The 16,811-nt window shown below is 35.4% G+C and carries 13 protein-coding genes, 4 tRNA genes and 1 pseudogene; 7 read left to right on the forward strand and 11 right to left on the reverse strand.

Annotation, left to right across the window (positions count from 1 at the left end; translation table 11 throughout):
* Positions 1-513: 513 nt before the first annotated feature.
* Positions 514-1,899 (reverse strand): amidophosphoribosyltransferase, encoded by a 1,386-nt coding sequence (gene purF / locus JR053_RS03570; RefSeq protein WP_010403833.1) that lies wholly within the window; start codon positions 1,897-1,899, stop codon positions 514-516.
* A gap of 249 nt (positions 1,900-2,148) precedes the next feature.
* Here purF and JR053_RS03575 point away from each other — a divergent pair, with 249 nt between their 5' ends.
* Complete coding sequence (locus JR053_RS03575; RefSeq protein ID WP_064085594.1) at positions 2,149-3,381, forward strand: hypothetical protein; 1,233 nt, start codon at positions 2,149-2,151, stop codon at positions 3,379-3,381.
* A 131-nt stretch (positions 3,382-3,512) separates the two neighbouring features.
* On the opposite strand, the gene JR053_RS03580 is transcribed toward JR053_RS03575, so the two are convergent.
* The 3 genes from JR053_RS03580 to def form a co-directional block, all read right to left on the reverse strand.
* Positions 3,513-4,040, reverse strand: coding sequence for a demethoxyubiquinone hydroxylase family protein (locus tag JR053_RS03580; RefSeq protein WP_007302313.1), 528 nt, complete (start codon positions 4,038-4,040; stop codon positions 3,513-3,515).
* Positions 4,041-4,486: 446 nt separating this feature from the next.
* Positions 4,487-5,260 carry a uracil-DNA glycosylase gene (locus JR053_RS03585; protein WP_010403847.1) on the reverse strand — a complete coding sequence of 258 codons (774 nt, stop codon included), beginning with the start codon at positions 5,258-5,260 and terminating at the stop codon, positions 4,487-4,489.
* On the reverse strand, positions 5,250-5,789 hold the full coding sequence (gene def / locus JR053_RS03590; RefSeq protein ID WP_010403849.1) for a peptide deformylase: 540 nt from the start codon (positions 5,787-5,789) through the stop codon (positions 5,250-5,252). Before def ends, JR053_RS03585 begins: the two co-directional genes overlap by 11 nt.
* 137 nt (positions 5,790-5,926) lie before the next feature.
* Here def and ftsA point away from each other — a divergent pair, with 137 nt between their 5' ends.
* On the forward strand, positions 5,927-7,165 hold the full coding sequence (ftsA, locus tag JR053_RS03595) for a cell division protein FtsA (protein ID WP_010403853.1): 1,239 nt from the start codon (positions 5,927-5,929) through the stop codon (positions 7,163-7,165).
* Positions 7,166-7,462: 297 nt separating this feature from the next.
* Here ftsA and JR053_RS03600 read toward each other — a convergent pair.
* The 4 genes and pseudogenes from JR053_RS03600 to JR053_RS03615 all read right to left on the reverse strand — a co-directional run bounded on the left by JR053_RS03600 (position 7,463) and on the right by JR053_RS03615 (position 9,103).
* Positions 7,463-8,290 (reverse strand): annotated as a pseudogene (locus JR053_RS03600) (IS630 family transposase).
* A 29-nt stretch (positions 8,291-8,319) separates the two neighbouring features.
* A complete protein-coding gene (locus tag JR053_RS03605; RefSeq protein WP_264704516.1) occupies positions 8,320-8,628 on the reverse strand; it encodes a hypothetical protein in 309 nt (102 codons plus the stop codon).
* Positions 8,629-8,945: 317 nt separating this feature from the next.
* A tRNA-Val gene (locus tag JR053_RS03610) sits at positions 8,946-9,010 on the reverse strand.
* A gap of 17 nt (positions 9,011-9,027) precedes the next feature.
* A tRNA-Ala gene (locus tag JR053_RS03615) sits at positions 9,028-9,103 on the reverse strand.
* A gap of 299 nt (positions 9,104-9,402) precedes the next feature.
* Between JR053_RS03615 and JR053_RS03620 the strand changes: the two genes are divergently transcribed.
* Together JR053_RS03620 and nuoF are read left to right on the forward strand one after the other, a co-directional pair.
* Positions 9,403-9,475 (forward strand) — tRNA-Lys (locus JR053_RS03620).
* A gap of 17 nt (positions 9,476-9,492) precedes the next feature.
* The gene (gene nuoF, locus JR053_RS03625) at positions 9,493-10,746 is read left to right on the forward strand and encodes an NADH-quinone oxidoreductase subunit NuoF (protein ID WP_010404124.1); all 1,254 of its coding nucleotides are present in this window, start codon (positions 9,493-9,495) and stop codon (positions 10,744-10,746) included.
* Between the two features lie 22 nt (positions 10,747-10,768).
* Here nuoF and infC read toward each other — a convergent pair whose 3' ends face one another.
* The 3 genes from infC to nuoI all read right to left on the reverse strand — a co-directional run bounded on the left by infC (position 10,769) and on the right by nuoI (position 13,952).
* Positions 10,769-11,287: a translation initiation factor IF-3 gene (gene infC / locus JR053_RS03630; protein WP_010404127.1), complete on the reverse strand. Its 519-nt coding sequence runs from the start codon at positions 11,285-11,287 to the stop codon at positions 10,769-10,771.
* A gap of 11 nt (positions 11,288-11,298) precedes the next feature.
* The gene (gene thrS / locus JR053_RS03635; protein ID WP_010404130.1) at positions 11,299-13,200 is read right to left on the reverse strand and encodes a threonine--tRNA ligase; all 1,902 of its coding nucleotides are present in this window, start codon (positions 13,198-13,200) and stop codon (positions 11,299-11,301) included.
* Between the two features lie 269 nt (positions 13,201-13,469).
* Positions 13,470-13,952 carry an NADH-quinone oxidoreductase subunit NuoI gene (gene nuoI / locus JR053_RS03640; RefSeq protein ID WP_010404144.1) on the reverse strand — a complete coding sequence of 161 codons (483 nt, stop codon included), beginning with the start codon at positions 13,950-13,952 and terminating at the stop codon, positions 13,470-13,472.
* Positions 13,953-14,083: 131 nt separating this feature from the next.
* Between nuoI and mnmE the strand changes: the two genes are divergently transcribed.
* The 3 genes from mnmE (at position 14,084) to JR053_RS03655 (ending at position 16,720) form a co-directional block, all read left to right on the forward strand.
* On the forward strand, positions 14,084-15,412 hold the full coding sequence (gene mnmE / locus JR053_RS03645; RefSeq protein ID WP_010404146.1) for a tRNA uridine-5-carboxymethylaminomethyl(34) synthesis GTPase MnmE: 1,329 nt from the start codon (positions 14,084-14,086) through the stop codon (positions 15,410-15,412).
* Positions 15,413-15,459: 47 nt separating this feature from the next.
* Positions 15,460-15,547 (forward strand) — tRNA-Ser (locus tag JR053_RS03650).
* Between the two features lie 168 nt (positions 15,548-15,715).
* A complete protein-coding gene (locus JR053_RS03655; RefSeq protein ID WP_010404148.1) occupies positions 15,716-16,720 on the forward strand; it encodes an NAD(P)/FAD-dependent oxidoreductase in 1,005 nt (334 codons plus the stop codon).
* Positions 16,721-16,811 lie beyond the last annotated feature (91 nt).

The following is a 16,811-nucleotide window of genomic DNA, read 5'->3' on the forward strand; positions in this document are numbered from 1 at the left end:
CCAGTTCTTTTCACTTGAGCGATGCAACAAAGCCCACTGGGATCCAGCCTTTTTTACCAACAAAAACCTAGCATAACTTTTGTGCTCAAAAGATTTCTGGATTCCAGCATCAAGTGCTAGCCTGAAGCTTTAGCTATAAATATTAAGAAATTTACCAAACGAAGAAAAAAGGCAGAAGAATCCCCGTGTGACGAGTTTTATAATGTAAATTGGCGCTATAATAATGTGCTAACAAGCGCGTTTTGGCTGAATGTAGAAAAAATAAAAAAAGCCGCTATAATTTTTGTGTAATTTGCCAATAAATATTTGAGTTTTTTACTGATTTTGTGATTGAGCCTGCAGGTCAAAAACAAGGATAAATACTCTTAGTATCATAGTAAAGGGAATGACGAAATTTGTAAAGTAGTTTTTACTCAAATGACGCCCAGGCAAAAACTATATGGTTATGCAAAAAATCTATTTTTAAAACTGTTAATATAACATAGAAAAAACCTCACCTTCATTAATAATAGATTACTTACCAATTGGGTAGTCACCAGTGAAGCAAGCATCACAATATTGCGGTGTAGCGTTGTTACGTTTTTCTTCTTTAACAGCCCTGTATAGTCCATCAATACTCAAGAAGGCTAGGCTATTTACTCCTATAATTTCCTTAATTTCCTCTACAGATTTATTTGCAGCAATTAAATCTTTGCACTCTGGCGTATCTATTCCATAAAAACAAGAATGCTTAATTGGTGGGCTTGAAATTTTGAGGTGAATCTCTTTTACTTCCGCATCCTTTAGCATAACTATTATATTTCTGAGCGTACTACCACGCACTATACTATCATCTATTAAAATTATGTTTTTGCCTTTCAAAGTGTGCTTATTAGCATTGAATTTTAATTTTATTCTAACTTTACGTACTTCAGCGGTGGGTTGTATAAAAGTTCTTCCTATGTAATGATTACGAATTATCCCCAGTTCCATAGGTAATCCTGAATGCTTTGCATATCCAATAGCTGCAGGTATTCCAGAATCAGGTATTGGTACAACCATATCTACATTGTTTTTTGGTGGGCTCTCTTCTGCAAGTATTCTTCCTATTTCTTTTCTTATATCATATATGGACCTCTTCTCCATTATGCTGTCTGGTCTCGAGAAGTAAACGTATTCAAAAATACAAAAACTTGATTTTTGCTGTGGGAAAGGAAACATTGAGGCTAGCTTACTATCCGAACTGATGGTAACTAATTCGCCTGGTTCTATTTCTCTAATAAACTCTGCATTTATTATATCAAGAGCACAAGTTTCAGATGCAAGAACGTAAGAACCGTTTAACTTTCCTAAAACAAGAGGCCTGATTCCAGATGGATCACGTACTCCAATAACTACTTCTTGATTGATTGCCACAAAAGAATAAGCACCTTGTATTTGCTTTAATGCATATATAAAACTCTCTAAAAAGTTATCTTTTTCACTGCTTGCTGTCAGATGCACTACTACTTCTGTATCAATATCTGACTGAAAAACGCACTCTTGTTTAATTAATTGTTCGCGTATCGGAGAAATATTAATTAAATTACCATTATGTGCTATGGCAAAATCCCCAAATTTGCCACTTTTGCCAAACATGGGCTGCACTCCAAATTTACTACCACTTGTTGAGTATCGAACATGACCTATTGCACAATCCCCAGGTAAGGATTTCTTTATTTCATCTATATCATCAAATACACTGCTCACTTGGCCTTGAAAGTGATAAGAGTGCAGCTTATCGTTGTTACTGGTTACTACGCCAAAAGACTCTTGACCTCTATGCTGCAAAGCGTGGAGAGCAAGTATAGAGTTAAAAGCAGCACTTTGGTTGTAACTTATGCCAAATACCCCGCACTCCTCATGTACTTCATCAAGCATGAAAAATATTAAATAAAGCCTGATTGTACTTTAGTAGAGGCAAAGTACAAGAATTTTATTTGTTAATCCCTTTCAAAGTTGAAGCTTTCTACGGTAGTTTTGATGTATACCAGAAAGTAGGTTATATGCAATTAACCAATTTTGAGATTTTTGACAATTTTTTAGCACTGAAGAGAAAAAGATATTTTTATTGACTTATCTATGTATTGAAGTAATCACTAAAAAGTTTTAGTGGTTATGGTATATAATATGTCTAAGCAAGTAGGTAAACAAGGTGAAAGTAATCTTATTTTAGAGCCTGAACAGTTCTCTAACAGCTTCTTCAATAGTCAACAGAGTAGTTCATCAAATCCAAAATTACCGACTATAAGTCGTAAAGATAGGCATATGGATTTAATCAAGAAAAGGTACGCAAAAAACAAAGATGTTGCAGAATATCTAAGAAGTTATGACTTTATTAAAAGAGCAGAAGAATTGTCAATAATTTATCTTTTTGAGCGAGACTCATCTTCTACGAAATTGCAAATACCATTGACTACAGATGAACAAATTCTAGTTAAAAAATTTTGTGATGAGATGATAAAAGGTATAACAGAACACGATGAGCAAGAAAGCGTTTTAAAGTACATGGAACGCATAATAGAGGGTTATTTAAATCAAGGAATAAGATTAAACTCATATTACGGTAAGGATAATAAGACTGTAACAAATTTTATATTTGAAAAAATGGAAGAATTAATTAATCGCTTTCATGCAAATCCACACAATTCAACTACAAAAAATATCATACAAAAGATCACTCGTAATTTAGTGTTAAAAGGTGGGGTAGAAAAAGGATTATCTTTTTATAGCGATATTGAAGGCGGATATTACGGCTCTAATTATTTAAATGATCTTAACGAACAATGTAAGAGTAAGAAAAAAATGCTAGAGGGTCTAGCATATGAAGGTATTGTGAAAGAAAATAACAAGCAAATTGATAAATATGATCTTGAAGTAGAAGTAGATAATAAATATTTTTATATTAAGTATCCACAAGGTAGTATTGTTGAAACTGCGAGAACTTTAAATAATGAAAAAGCTAAGGATTTAGAAGTTGGCATATTTCAGATTGAGGAAAGTATAGTAAAAGTTGAAATTACAGAAGATGGAAAAAGAAATTACACAGATATCTTAAAAGGTGGTATTGAAATATTTTTTACTACTAAAATAGGAGAGATTAGTATTTATCTACGGAAAGATGGTAACAAAATGGTAGTAGAAATTGATGAGAAAAGCAAAATAAGGTTTAGCAAGTTAGAAAACAAATCAAGCTTTGGAGGGAATTGTCTTATACAGGGGAAAAGTGTTTTAGAAGTTATGGGCAAGAGTTTTGAAAATATTCCTGAGGAGTTAACTCAGACTATTAAAAACGTTCCATCTACTAGTCTTATGCAAACATGTTTACAACAACAAGAAAACTCTAATAGGGAATTAAATTAATGTATTTTTAGGATAATAATTAAGAAATTAATTATAAACATTCATACGCATTCGATTGTAGTAGAGGATATGGGGCAGCAATTAGCACAAGAACTAAAGGCAAATGTGGTTGGTTGTCAAATAGTGATTGATTAAATCAATTTAGAGAGGTAAATAGCAGCTTTGCAGCTTGTTTTTATGAACAAAGATAAAACGTTGTAGCCAAGTGCGCTTTCGGCATTGTGCTGAATTGCAATATCTCTGTGCTCTAATTCCTCATCGCGAAATTTACTTATAGTTTCTCTTAATTCCCCATCTTCTAAATGTAAGACTTGCTCCTTGTAGTGCTCTCCGATCACTTCTTCAACTGCAGCAGTGCAAGCCATAGCGGCTTTTTTACCCATCATGGCAGTTACAACACCAAGTGATACCCCTAAAGCACCCCAAACTGGCAACAAAACAGTAGGACGAACTCTTTGCTCCTTGATTTTCTCATTAAAATAGTGGAAATGTTTTTTTTCCTGCTCCTCCATTTCAATTATTTTGTCAATTATGGAAGATTTTTTAAGAATAAATTTTTGACCGGAATAAATGCAAATGGCTCCATATTCGCCAGCATGATTTACTCTAATTGCTTGTTCTAAAAAATTTCCTTTCAATTTTTTTATATTGCTTTCCAATGTCTCCTCCCTTTATTTCTGCATTAGTACTACTATAAACCAACATATTATAGAGTAAATAAAATTCCATGCGTGCATTGCACCAACATTGTGATTACAGGAACTCAAGCAGCTATAGCAACGGCAAGAGTTACTTGACGGACTCCGCCATTCTCCTTAAAATAAGGGTGAAGATATATTATTTATCTTCAGTCTGTGCAGATAAAACGACAAAAAGCTCAATATACTTGATGTTTAATTTTTTGCACTATGTGCACTCTATGTCTTTATAAAACTTTTACCCACATAAGCTAAAATGCGCTTATCAAAGCATTTAATACAATGAAAAACGCCAATTAAAAAAATAGGTAGTAGCTGATAGATTTTCTTTTGCCTTTTTCTCTGTTTAGTAAATTTTTCAATATTTAATGCAATTAGCCGGTACTAAGATGATAACGAGTAGTAAGCTAAACATCCGTGTGGTTATTAGTATTATCAAGATATTCTCTAATCTTCTTTAAATCTTCCCAAGCTAAGCGTTTTTGTGCTGGTTGACGAAGTAGATAGGCTGGATGAAATATAGCGGCTGTGGTAATTGCATGAGATAAATATTGGTTAGTATAAGTATGAAATTTGCCACGCAAGTTCGATATAGTCTTTGTGTTATCAAGAAGGCTATAACATGCGATTCCTCCAACAAAAATCAGAATCTGCGGTAAAACAAGAGCAATATGCTTCTCAACAAATGGTCTGCACATATCAAGCTCTAGATCAGTTGGTTTTCTATTACCTGGTGGACGCCAAAACACGGTGTTGCTTATATATACCTTAGTGCGGTCCAGATTAATTGCACCGAGCATCTTATCGAGCAGCATTCCGCTTGCACCACAAAATGGTATGCCTTTCAGGTCTTCATTTGCTCCTGGTGCTTCACCAACAAGCATGATTTTTGCATTTGGATTACCATCGGAAAAAACAGTATTAGTTGCAGTTTTTTTTATTTCACAACCCTCAAATGACTTAACTGCACTTCTTAGTTCATCTACACTACCACATTCACTTGCAAGCTTCCTTGCTTCAATGATCCAGTCACTTGGGAACATGGCTTTTTTCTGCTCGATGACAGAAGACTGTGCAGCTCTCTCATTTTCCACTTTTTTTTCCTCTTCACCTTCAGTTAGCGTGCAGTCAACACCCACTTCATGATAGAACTTCAACAATTCTAGATCTTCATTGTTCATAGTGCCTCTTAACCTTTTGAGCTTTTTTCATAGCCATATCGTACTTCAATTTAGACAAATGTCTAACGTATAATATACCATTTAAATGATCTAACTCATGCTGAATACACCTTGCAAGCCAACCACTAGCTTTTAGCGTCTGTTCTTCGTTATTTAAATTTTTATATTTCACAGTTAAATATTTTGGACGCTTAATTTCATGGCTTTGCTCTGGAATTGAAAGGCACCCTTCTTTGAGAATTACTTGTTCACCCGATAATTCTGTAATTTCAGGATTAATCATGCAAAATTTGCCAGTTGATTCATATCCTGCTGGCCCATCTTCAGCCTTCTCTGGCTGAACGTCCATGACAAAAACTCTCTTCATCACTCCAATTTGCACTGCAGCAAGGCCAAGACCATCTTCATGGTACATAGTTTCGAACATGTCGTTTACTAATTCTTTAATTTTATCGTTTATATCTGTTACTTCACTGGCACGTGTAGTTAACCTTTCATCAGGGGCAATTACAATTGGCAATTTAGACATAAAATTAAAATTTTATGTTTTATTTTTTCCTTTGTACAGTATTTTGGGTATATTAAAATGTTGCTGTATTTTTAATAGAAATATAAATTATTAAAGGAAGCTACAATTTGAATGGAATTGTGTCATAAGGTCAACTAATGTACTCTGCAGTAATAATAAAACCAAAGCGAAATGTTTTTGCCGTTTTAGACGTAGGTACAACAAAAATTATCTGTCTAATTGTTAAGATCAATAGCAACTTCAGCTATAAAATAATAGGAACGGGTTATAAAAGTGCAGAAGGTATAAGCGGTGGATCAATAACTGATGCAAAGCATGCAAGTTACTCTATTTCATCAACTATAGGTTTAGCTGAGCAAGTATCAGAAGAGACTATAGACCAGATATATGTGAATGTAGCCGGATGTGGAGTCTCATCTTTTAACGTATATAACGAAATTATTGCAGCTAATCACGAAATTTCAGACCGAGATATAAAACGTGTAGTCTTTCAGACGTTTGAGAAATATATCGAAGAAAATGTTATCATTCACAATATACCACTGAAATATCACTTGGATGACATGACTGATATAAAAGAGGTTGGTGGATTGTACGGAAAAAGACTATCTGCTGATGTTAATGTCGTCACTGCTTCGCGTCCAGCGCTTACCAACATTGAAAATTGTATAACTAATAATAGCGGGATAAGTATGGCTGGTTGTATTGCTTCCGCATATTCTGCAGGCCTTGCCTGTCTAAGTGAAGATGAAAAAGAGCTAGGAACTGCCATTGTTGACATAGGGGGTGGGTGTACTGCAATTGGAATTTTTAAGAGAGGAAAGCTTATATACACAAGCAGCATTCCAATTGGCGGCATTCACATCACTCGAGATATAGCTTATGGACTATGCACAAGTATAGAGCATGCTGAACGCATAAAAATACTATACGGTAGCACTGTCGTAACTTCAATAGATGAGAACGAATATATTACACTGCAAAACAGTGAAAATGATGAACCGACTCGAGTACCCAAGTCCGAACTTATTGACATCATAAGACCTAGAGTTGAGGAGATATTTGAACTGGTAAGAGAACAATTTCAAGAACAAAAAGATCCAATCAATAAAGTAGTGCTCACAGGTGGAACCAGTCAACTCACAAGCATGAAAGAGATTGCAAGCTATATATTCAACAAACAAGTCCGCATTGGATGCCCTGAGTCTCTCAGTGGCCTTGATGGCGAGTATGATAAAAATCCCGTATTTTCTGCTGCCATAGGCTCTATCAAGCTAATAGTTGACACTTTTTATAAAAATAACTCTGGAATGCTCGGTCAAGATGGTAAAATGAGTAAATTGTATAATTGGGTTAAATCGAAAGTCACGGTTTGATTTTACCAAATAAAGTTTTGATATCCGTCAAAGGAAGTATAAAGAAAATTATTTCAAGATTGATAAATTGATTCGTGATCATACACCTGAAATTATGCGCTCCCATGGAATGATTGTTTATGATATGGTAATGGAAAAAGATGAATATGCTGAACGTCTCATTCTATGATAAAAGATAAAACAGGCTGGATCCCAGTGGGCTTTGTTGCATCGCTCAAGTGAAAAGAACTGGCAGTTACTGACAAAATTCATTATAAAACAGCCATTTATAGCTCTTTTCATAATAGTCCGAAAAGCTTATAGAAAAGCGGAATCAACAGCATGACGAAAAGATGTGAATAGAGGGATGTTTTTCCTAGCTCTGTTTTTTATAGCAAACCAATGATGCTCAATTTTGTTAAAATCGGGAGAATAAGGCGGTAGATATAAAATTTCTGCGCCAACTCCTTTAGCAAATCTTATTAGACTTATGAAAAGTAGCATTATCAAGGATAACAGTTTGTCCAGGTTTCAAAATCGGTGTCAGAAACTGCTCAAACCATTTATTAAAGATATCCATATTACAGTGGCCTTCAAATGTTAACGGAACAACTATTTTTCTGCCGTTTAAGGCTGCAATCATACTGATTCGTTGAATTTTTTTACCAGATTTTAGAGCATAAAACCTCTGTCCCTTCTGGCAATATCCATAACTCGGTGTTATCAATGCCAGACTCATCTATATAAACTAAGTTTTGAGGTTCTTTTGTTGCTATAATTTTCAAAAATTCAGCGCGTTTTTCTTCGTTTCTTTCTTTGTATCCATATGTCTTTTTTTGCGTGTGAGTCCAATTTTTTTAAGAGCTCGATGGATCGTTGGGATACTAACATTGCTCCAAAGCTTAGCCATTTCCGATACCACCATATTTTTTAGCAAATTCAGTAAATTTATTCCAGTCAGTGATTTTGTGATTATAACCTCCATTTCCAAGTTTTTTTGACTGAAAATCTCCTGTTTCTTTTCTTCTTTGCTGCCACTCCCATAACGTAGTTCTTCCAATTTTAAATCTTGCTGCCACCGTTTCCCTGCTTTCTCCTTCTTCTAGTGCTTCCATTGCTTTTTTTATAACTATATGCTGCTGGCATCCTTACCTTCACTACTATAAAACCTTATTTTACCTCGTTTGGACTATTATGAAAAGAGCTATACTTTTAGAGTTTATTTCTTGCTCGTTTACAATATAATGAGTTCTTATAAAATCTATGCATGTTTGATACCCTGACCGAGCATTTCTTCCTTCGTCGCCATCTTTAGGAGCTTCTAATAGACAAAGCAAATTATTGAGTGGAAGTTCTAAAATAATATTCTCATCAATATCACTGCTTTCATAAGCTGAATTAAGACTTGCTCTAGGTTCTGGAAGATTTTGCAGTTCTGATGCTAGAGTTTTTGATGAGTATTTTTCTTGTGTAATCCCTGTCACTACTAGTACCTTAGTGTTATTACAGTATACTGTTAAAAAAAGATTTTTGCAACTTAGCACTAATTTTTCTCAATCTAAAATATTTTTCAAAACAAACCTCTCTCTACTGTCAAATTAAATTCTTTTATTGACTTGTTTACTCTATCTAAATTGTTGAAAAATACCCTATATTGTAGAGAAATAGAGAGTATTCTTAATAGATTATGTAAAATATAGAGTTTTTATGGGTAAATATTGACAGTGAGATACCGTGTTTATTTGATTAGTTTTTAGTGTCTTTTTGTATTTTAAATTTTGGCTAAAAACTCTCCATTTAATGGGCGATGACAGTGCCGACCCCCTCGGTGTAAACGAGATGCTCTACCAACTGAGCTAACCGCCCTTTTCTTGTTTGTGGATTGGTGGAGGCAAGCGGGATCGAACCGCTGACCTTCTGCGTGCAAAACAGATGCTCTACCAGCTGAGCTATGCCCCCAACTTTTGCTTAAAGCATAAATCACTCAGGCTGAAATGCAAGAAATATTTATTTGTGAGGCTATTGCTAAATAGTGCACAAATTCTGCATTTATGTATAATTCTCTATCTTTTTAGAGTTGTACGTCAGCTTTACCAAATGAATCTTTGAATTAACAAGAAGTTTTCCTTCAAAAATTTTTAATTAAATTATCACTAATACAGTACATTATATAATTTATTTAACCACACATGAAAATTTTAGTTTGATTAAAATGGATAAAAACTATATTACTGTTTAGTATAGCTGAAAAATAAAATGATCCCGTAGCTCAGCCGGTAGAGCAACTGACTTTTAATCAGTGGGTCACGCGTTCGAATCGCGTCGGGATCACTTAGAATCTTAAAAGCATGCTAAAAGAACAGGACAAAATATTCACAAACTTAAATGGTAAAGAAACACCACTACTTGAGGGTGCAAAAAAACGTGGTAGTTGGCAAAAAACAAAGGAATTACTGGATTTAGGATCAGAAAAAATCATTGATGAAGTAAAGAAATCTGGCTTGAGAGGTCGAGGGGGTGCAGGATTTTCTACTGGCCTTAAGTGGAGCTTTATGCCTAAAAATCCTCCAAAAGCATATTTAGTAGTCAATGCAGATGAGTCAGAACCTGGTACATGTAAAGACAGAAACATATTACGATATGAGCCACACAAGCTACTTGAGGGAATTCTTCTGGCTGGCAGAGCGATCAGCGCATCAGCTGCGTATATTTATATCAGGGGTGAATTTTATAATGAACATTTAGTTCTAAAAAAAGCACTTGAGGAAGCCTATAAAGAAAACTTAATTGGAAAAAATGCCTGCAAGTCAGGTTATGATCTTGATGTGTTTATCCATAGGGGTGCAGGAGCTTACATATGTGGGGAAGAAACAGCTCAACTCGAATCCATTGAAGGAAAAAAGGGCTTTCCTCGCATGAAACCTCCATTTCCCGCAGGTGTTGGACTTTTTGGCTGCCCCACTACAATAAACAACGTTGAAACTATATCTATGGTTCCAGATATCCTAAATCGCGGAGGAGAGTGGTTTGCATCTCTTGGTAAACCAAATAATACTGGCACTAAGGTCTTTTGTATTTCAGGGCATGTAAATAATCCATGTAATGTTGAAGAAGAGCTAGGAATTTCACTACGTGAATTAATTGAAAAATATGCAGGTGGAGTGCGAGGAGGTTGGGATAACTTACTTGCTGTAATACCTGGTGGGTCTTCAGTACCATTAATTCCAAAATCTATATGCGATACTATTGAAATGGATTTTGATTCATTGAGAGCTGTACAATCAGGGCTTGGTACTGCTGCTGTGATAGTGATGGATAAATCAACTGACATAATAGCTGCAATAGAAAGATTATCACATTTCTATATGCATGAGTCCTGTGGGCAATGTACACCATGTCGTGAAGGTACTGGATGGATGTGGAGAATTATGAGAAGAATGGTAGCAGGAAATATTAAACCTGGTGAAGTAGATAGGCTACTTGACCTTACAACTCAAATAGAAGGACATACAATTTGTGCGCTTGGCGATGCTGCAGCTTGGCCAGTGCAAGGGCTAATCAGACATTTTCGTCATGTAATTGAAGATAGGGCAGTAACTTAACTTACACTTTTAAGTCGTTTTACTACTTAGCAACCAGAGTTAGAAAATATTGATTTCCTTCCCTTTTAGGCGCTAGCTCTACCTTTGCAATATCTTCAGTGTCTCGAATTAGCCGTTCTAATTTTTCCACTCCAACCTCAGTATTTATAAGCTCTCTACCTCTAAATTTCATTGTGCACTTGATTTTATGCCCAGATATAAGAAAATCTCTTGTTTGACGCAATTTTGTTTCATAGTCATGATTATCAATATTGGGGCCCAGCTTAATTTCCTTTATAGTTAATGCTCTTTGTTTCTTTTTTGCCTCGCTTGCCTTCTTTTTTGCATCATATTTTTGTTTACTGTAGTCGAGTATTTTACATACTGGAGGAGTTGAATCAGGTGCAATTTCTACCAAGTCTAAATTGACACCTTGTGCAACTTCCAAAGCTTGTCTTAATGGCACAATTCCAACCATTTCACCATTATGATCAACTAAGCGTACTTCCTTAGCTGTGATGAATTCATTAATTTTGTTTTTATTATTCTTTTGAACTTGCAAGTTTTTCTCCCTTAACTCAAATTAATACTTTTTAAAAGCAATTCAGTAGCCTTTTCCAAAGGAAAAGATTCTTGTTCTTCTGACCCTAAATTTCTCACTGACACAGTTCTATTGATGATCTCATTTTTACCTATAACCCATAATATAGGTACCTTATTTGAACTATGCAAGCGTATCTTATAACTAATTTTTTCATTGGTCAAATCGGTCTTAATTCTAACACCTTGTTCTTTTAAAATATTGCTGATTTCAGTAGCATAACCATCAGCTTCATTTATAATGGTCAGAATAGCAAGTTGCGTTGGAGCAAGCCAAATTGGAAATTTTCCTGCATAATTTTCTATCAAAATCCCAATAAAACGTTCAAAAGTTCCAAGAATTGCTCTATGTAGCATAACAGGGTGGTGCTTTTGTCCGTCTGCTCCTACATAAACAGCTCCCAGGCGTTCTGGTAAAATGAAATCAACTTGCAACGTTCCACATTGCCAATTTCTACCTATTGCATCTTTCAAGACAAACTCTAATTTTGGACCATAAAATGCACCTTCGCCAAGATTAAGTTCATAACAGAGCCCTGCTTCTTTAACTGCTTCAAGCAATGCTTTTTCAGCCCTATCCCAAACTTCATCATCCCCTGCCCTAACATCTGGACGGTCTGAAAATTTCACAAAAATTTCATTGAACCCAAGCTCTGAATATACTTCTTTTAAAAGATCACAGAATTTTACAGTTTCAGAATTAACTTGTTCTACCATACAAAAAATGTGTGCATCATCTTGCGTAAAACCACGCACTCGCATTAGTCCGTGCAATGAACCTGAGCTTTCATTTCTATGGCACATACCAAATTCCGCCATACGGATCGGTAAATCACGATAGCTTCTAGTATGATAGTTAAAAATCTGCACATGACAGGGGCAATTCATGGGTTTTATTGCTAACTTTTTGCTTTCAGATTCATCAACAATGAACATATTTTCACGGAATTTATCCCAATGTCCCGACTTTTCCCACAGCTCTTTGCTTACTAAAATAGGGGTTTTTACCTCAAAATAGCCATTATTTATTAACTTCTTTCTAATGTAAGACTCAAGAACATTATATAAAATATACCCTTGTTCATGCCAAAAAACCTGTCCAACAGCTTCCTCTTGAATGTGAAATAAATCCATATCCTTAGCAATTTTGCGGTGATCACGTTTCTCTGCTTCTTTGAGATGTTCAAGATAAGCGTTTAATTCATTCTTATCTCTCCATGCAGTACCATATATTCGCTGCAACATTGGACCCTTAGAATCGCCACGCCAGTATGCTCCTGCAACTTTTATAAGTTTAAAAGCTTTGACTCTACCAGTTGATGGCGAATGTGGACCACGGCATAGGTCTACAAAATCACCTTGTCTATACACAGTTAGGTTGTCACTTTCTGGTATGGAGGAAATAATTTTCACCTTATATTTTTCACCTATGCTGCTAAAAAAGTCAATTGCCTGCTTATGAGTCCAAACTTCTCGAATGAACTTGTGATTGCTTTTTATGATTTCTTTCATTTTTTTTTCTATTGCCATTAGATCATCCGGAGTAAAGGTACGATCTGTGGCGAAGTCATAGTAGAAACCGTCCTGAATTGTTGGGCCAATAGTAATCTGAGTATTAGGAAATAGCTCTTTTACCGCTTGAGCCATTATATGAGCAGCATCGTGTCTGATTATGTCCAAACCCGCTTCGTCACTGAGCTTTATTATTTCTATCTCTGTATCAGATTCAATTTCATGTGAGAGGTCATATAGCTCACCATTGATCTTTAAAGCAACTGCTTCCTTTAAAACCTCTGGTTGTAGTATATTAAAATCGGTAACCTTACCGCTATATTTCTCTACTTTTTGTTCAGTTGAAAAAGTGACTTTTATCATTTGTCATACCTCCTGTATAATCAGTAAAAGCCAATATCTGGTGTTCATTCCAGTGCCCCCTATGATGTCATCCGAGTAGCTGACACTGGGATCTAAGTATAAAAATATTCGCAAGTTATGCAATGGACAACAGATTCTAGGAACATATGTTAAAATAATGTCCATGATGAAAATAAGATAGATCCCAGTGTCAAGCACTGGGATGACACCACCCCTAGTGGGCACTGCCCCTAAATCATAATGGATAACAGGGTTATAAGCTCTGAACATTAATAATAAGGTCTATTTTTTTTTAACCTGAGTGCAATTGCGTCTTCCCAAACTTCACCATTACGCAATAATTTTTCCTTATTGTACATTAGCTCTTCTCTTGTTTCAGTAGCAAATTCAAAGTTAGGACCCTCCACAATTGCATCAACAGGACATGCTTCCTGGCAAAGCCCACAATATATACATTTTGTCATATCAATATCATAACGTGTAGTGCGACGACTTCCGTCTTCTTTTTCCTCTGCTTCGATAACTATTGCTTGGGCAGGGCAGATAACTTCACATAATTTACAAGCTATGCAGCGCTCTTCACCGTTTGGATACCTACGCAACGCATGCTCACCACGAAACCTTGGACTTAAAGGGCCCTTCTCTATAGGATACCTCAAAGTAACCTTTGGCTTAAACATATATTTTAATGTAATAACAAACCCTTTAATTAACTCTACAAAAGACCAGTACCAAGCTAATTTCTTGAGCATAAAATATTTAAAACTTGTGTCAGTCATTATAAATCATATTATCAGTTTTCAAAATAAATATTTTCACCTGGGTGACTTTTTAGGTATTTTGGTTTCTTAAGTGTAATATTGCTAAGTAGTTTATATCAATAATGACAAACACAAATGAAACTATTTTCGCTTTATCGACCGTATTTGGTAAGTCAGGAGTTGCAGTAGTCAGAATTTCAGGCAACTACGCGCTTAAAGCTTTAAATCATTTTCATATTAAGAAAGAAATTAAACCAAGATTTGCTACTTTAGTTGATCTATATGATGATTCCAGTCAATTGATAGATAATGGAATAATTATTTATTTTCCTGCCCCAAACAGCTTCACTGGCGAGGATGTTATAGAGTTACAAATGCATGGAAGCAAGGCAGTTATAAAAATCATCTTGGAGGAATTATCAAAAATTTTCGTTATGGCCAGGCCTGGGGAATTCTCACTTAGGGCTTTTCTAAATGGTAAATTTGACTTAACGCAAATAGAAGGAATTGCAGACTTAATTGATGCTGAGACAAAAATGCAAGCTAAACAAGCGATTAAGCAGATATCAGGAGAATTGGAGAGGCTATATAGCAGTTGGAAGCAGAAATTAATAACGATACAATCCAAAATCGAAGCATATATAGACTTTCCAGAAGATATTTTGGCAGAAAAAAATGAGTTGGAAAAAATTAATAATGAAGTGAAAACTCTTGTGCAATCAATACAAGAGCACCTAAATGATAATAGACGAGGCGAAAGGTTGCGTGAGGGTTTACACGTTGTAATAACTGGTAAACCAAATGTTGGTAAATCAACGCTGTTTAATTTTTTGGCCAAGCGTGATATTGCTATTATTTCTGAATATGCAGGTACAACAAGGGATATACTCGAGGCCCATATTGACGTTGCCGGATATCCAGTTATCCTTTCTGATACTGCTGGCATTCATGAAAGTTCAGATCCGGTAGAATCAGAAGGTATAAGTCGGGCAAGAAAAAGATCCCTTGAAGCTAATTTAAGAATAGAGCTATTTCCCTTCAAACAGCGTCATGGAATCGATTGCCGTGTTGAAAATAGTAACACCATTTACGTGCTGAGCAAAGCCGATGATATTATCAATGACCACAGCATAAAAATTAACAGTATAGATTTTTTACCTGTTTCTATTTTAAAAGGAATAGGTACAGAAAGACTAATCTCTGTAATTAAAGAGAAAGTAGAGGAAAAATTTGGGCATGATAGAGACACTCCTGTAATTACTCGGCAAAGACATAGGATTCACATGCAGAAAACACTGGAGCATTTACAACGTTTTAATATTGATAATCCAATTGAGTTAATATCTGAAGATTTGAGGCTTGCTGCATTTGAACTTGGTGCAGTAATTGGAATTATTAATGTTGAGGAAATATTGGATAGTGTGTTTAGTAGCTTTTGTGTAGGCAAGTAAGATTTTTATAGATTGCTTGAAATTAAATATTGTGGTAAAAAAGAGGTGGACGGATGGCCGAGCGGTTTAAGGCACCAGTCTTGAAAACTGACGTACGTGATGAGCGTACCATGGGTTCGAATCCCATTCCGTCCGCACAGCATCTCGCTATGATAGCTGATTTTTAGAGCTTATTTGGACTATGTGGTTCATAACGCTGGAAATCTTATCTAATCTAGCCACATCTTTTAAAAATACATCCCTTTGTAAATTGACCTTGTTAGCAAAGAAAGCTAATATCTATAAATAGATCACCATCTGAATATGGAAACCGATATCGTAATAATAGGTGCAGGGCCTGTTGGAATATTCACTGCTTTTCAAGCGGGAATGCTTGATATGAGATGTCATGTAATAGATGTTTTGGATCAAGCAGGAGGACAATGCACAGCTCTTTACTCAGAAAAGCCAATATATGATATACCTGGTTATCCTGTAATTACTGCCCAAAAATTAATTGAGCGACTAATGGAGCAAGCTTCACCGTTTGAGCCTGTTTACCATTTAAGTCAAAAAGTGGAAAAGATTTCAAATAACGAAGGTGAAAACTTTACTATCATAACGAACATAGGTACAGAGGTAAAATGCAAAGCCGTTATCATTGCTGCAGGTAACGGAATGTTTGAACCTAACCGTCCACCCTTAAGTGGTATATTAGAATATGAAAATAAATCTGTATTTTATAATGTAAATAAAATTTCTGATTTTCAGGACAAAACTATAGTCATTGCAGGGGGGGGGGATTCTGCAGCTGATTGGACTGTAGAACTTTCTAAAGTTGCAAAGAAAATTTATGTGATACATAGAAGAAAGGAATTTCGCTGCACTCCTGAAACTAGAAATAAATTAGAATCACTTGAAAATAATGGAAAGATAGAACTGGTAGTGCCATATCAATTACACAAACTAGCAGGAGGTAATGGGCAATTGAGCGCAGTGATAGTAAAAAACATTGCCTCTAAGGAAGAAAAAGAAATATCCGCTGATTTTTTGCTGCCATTTTTTGGATTGTCAATGAATCTTGGACCAATAAACAGTTGGGGTATAGAGTTAGAACATGGCCGCATAACTGTCGACCCAGTTACACTTAGAACCAGTAGAGATAGAATATATGCAATCGGAGATATAGCTACTTATCCAGGCAAACTAAAATTGATACTAAATGGCTTTGCTGAGAGCGCCATGGCTTGTTATCACATATACAAAGTAATTCACAATTCTCCAGTTAATTTTCAATATTCAACTTCAAAGGGAATTCATCGAAATTAAAGAGTAAAGAGATCCATGAACCTGCATGCAGTTATCTCAAGCATAAGGTGTAATAGTTTAGACTTGATCTGACAAGCAAACAAAGTAAGAT

The organism is Wolbachia endosymbiont of Nasonia vitripennis, from assembly GCF_048054115.1.
Taxonomy (GTDB): domain Bacteria; phylum Pseudomonadota; class Alphaproteobacteria; order Rickettsiales; family Anaplasmataceae; genus Wolbachia.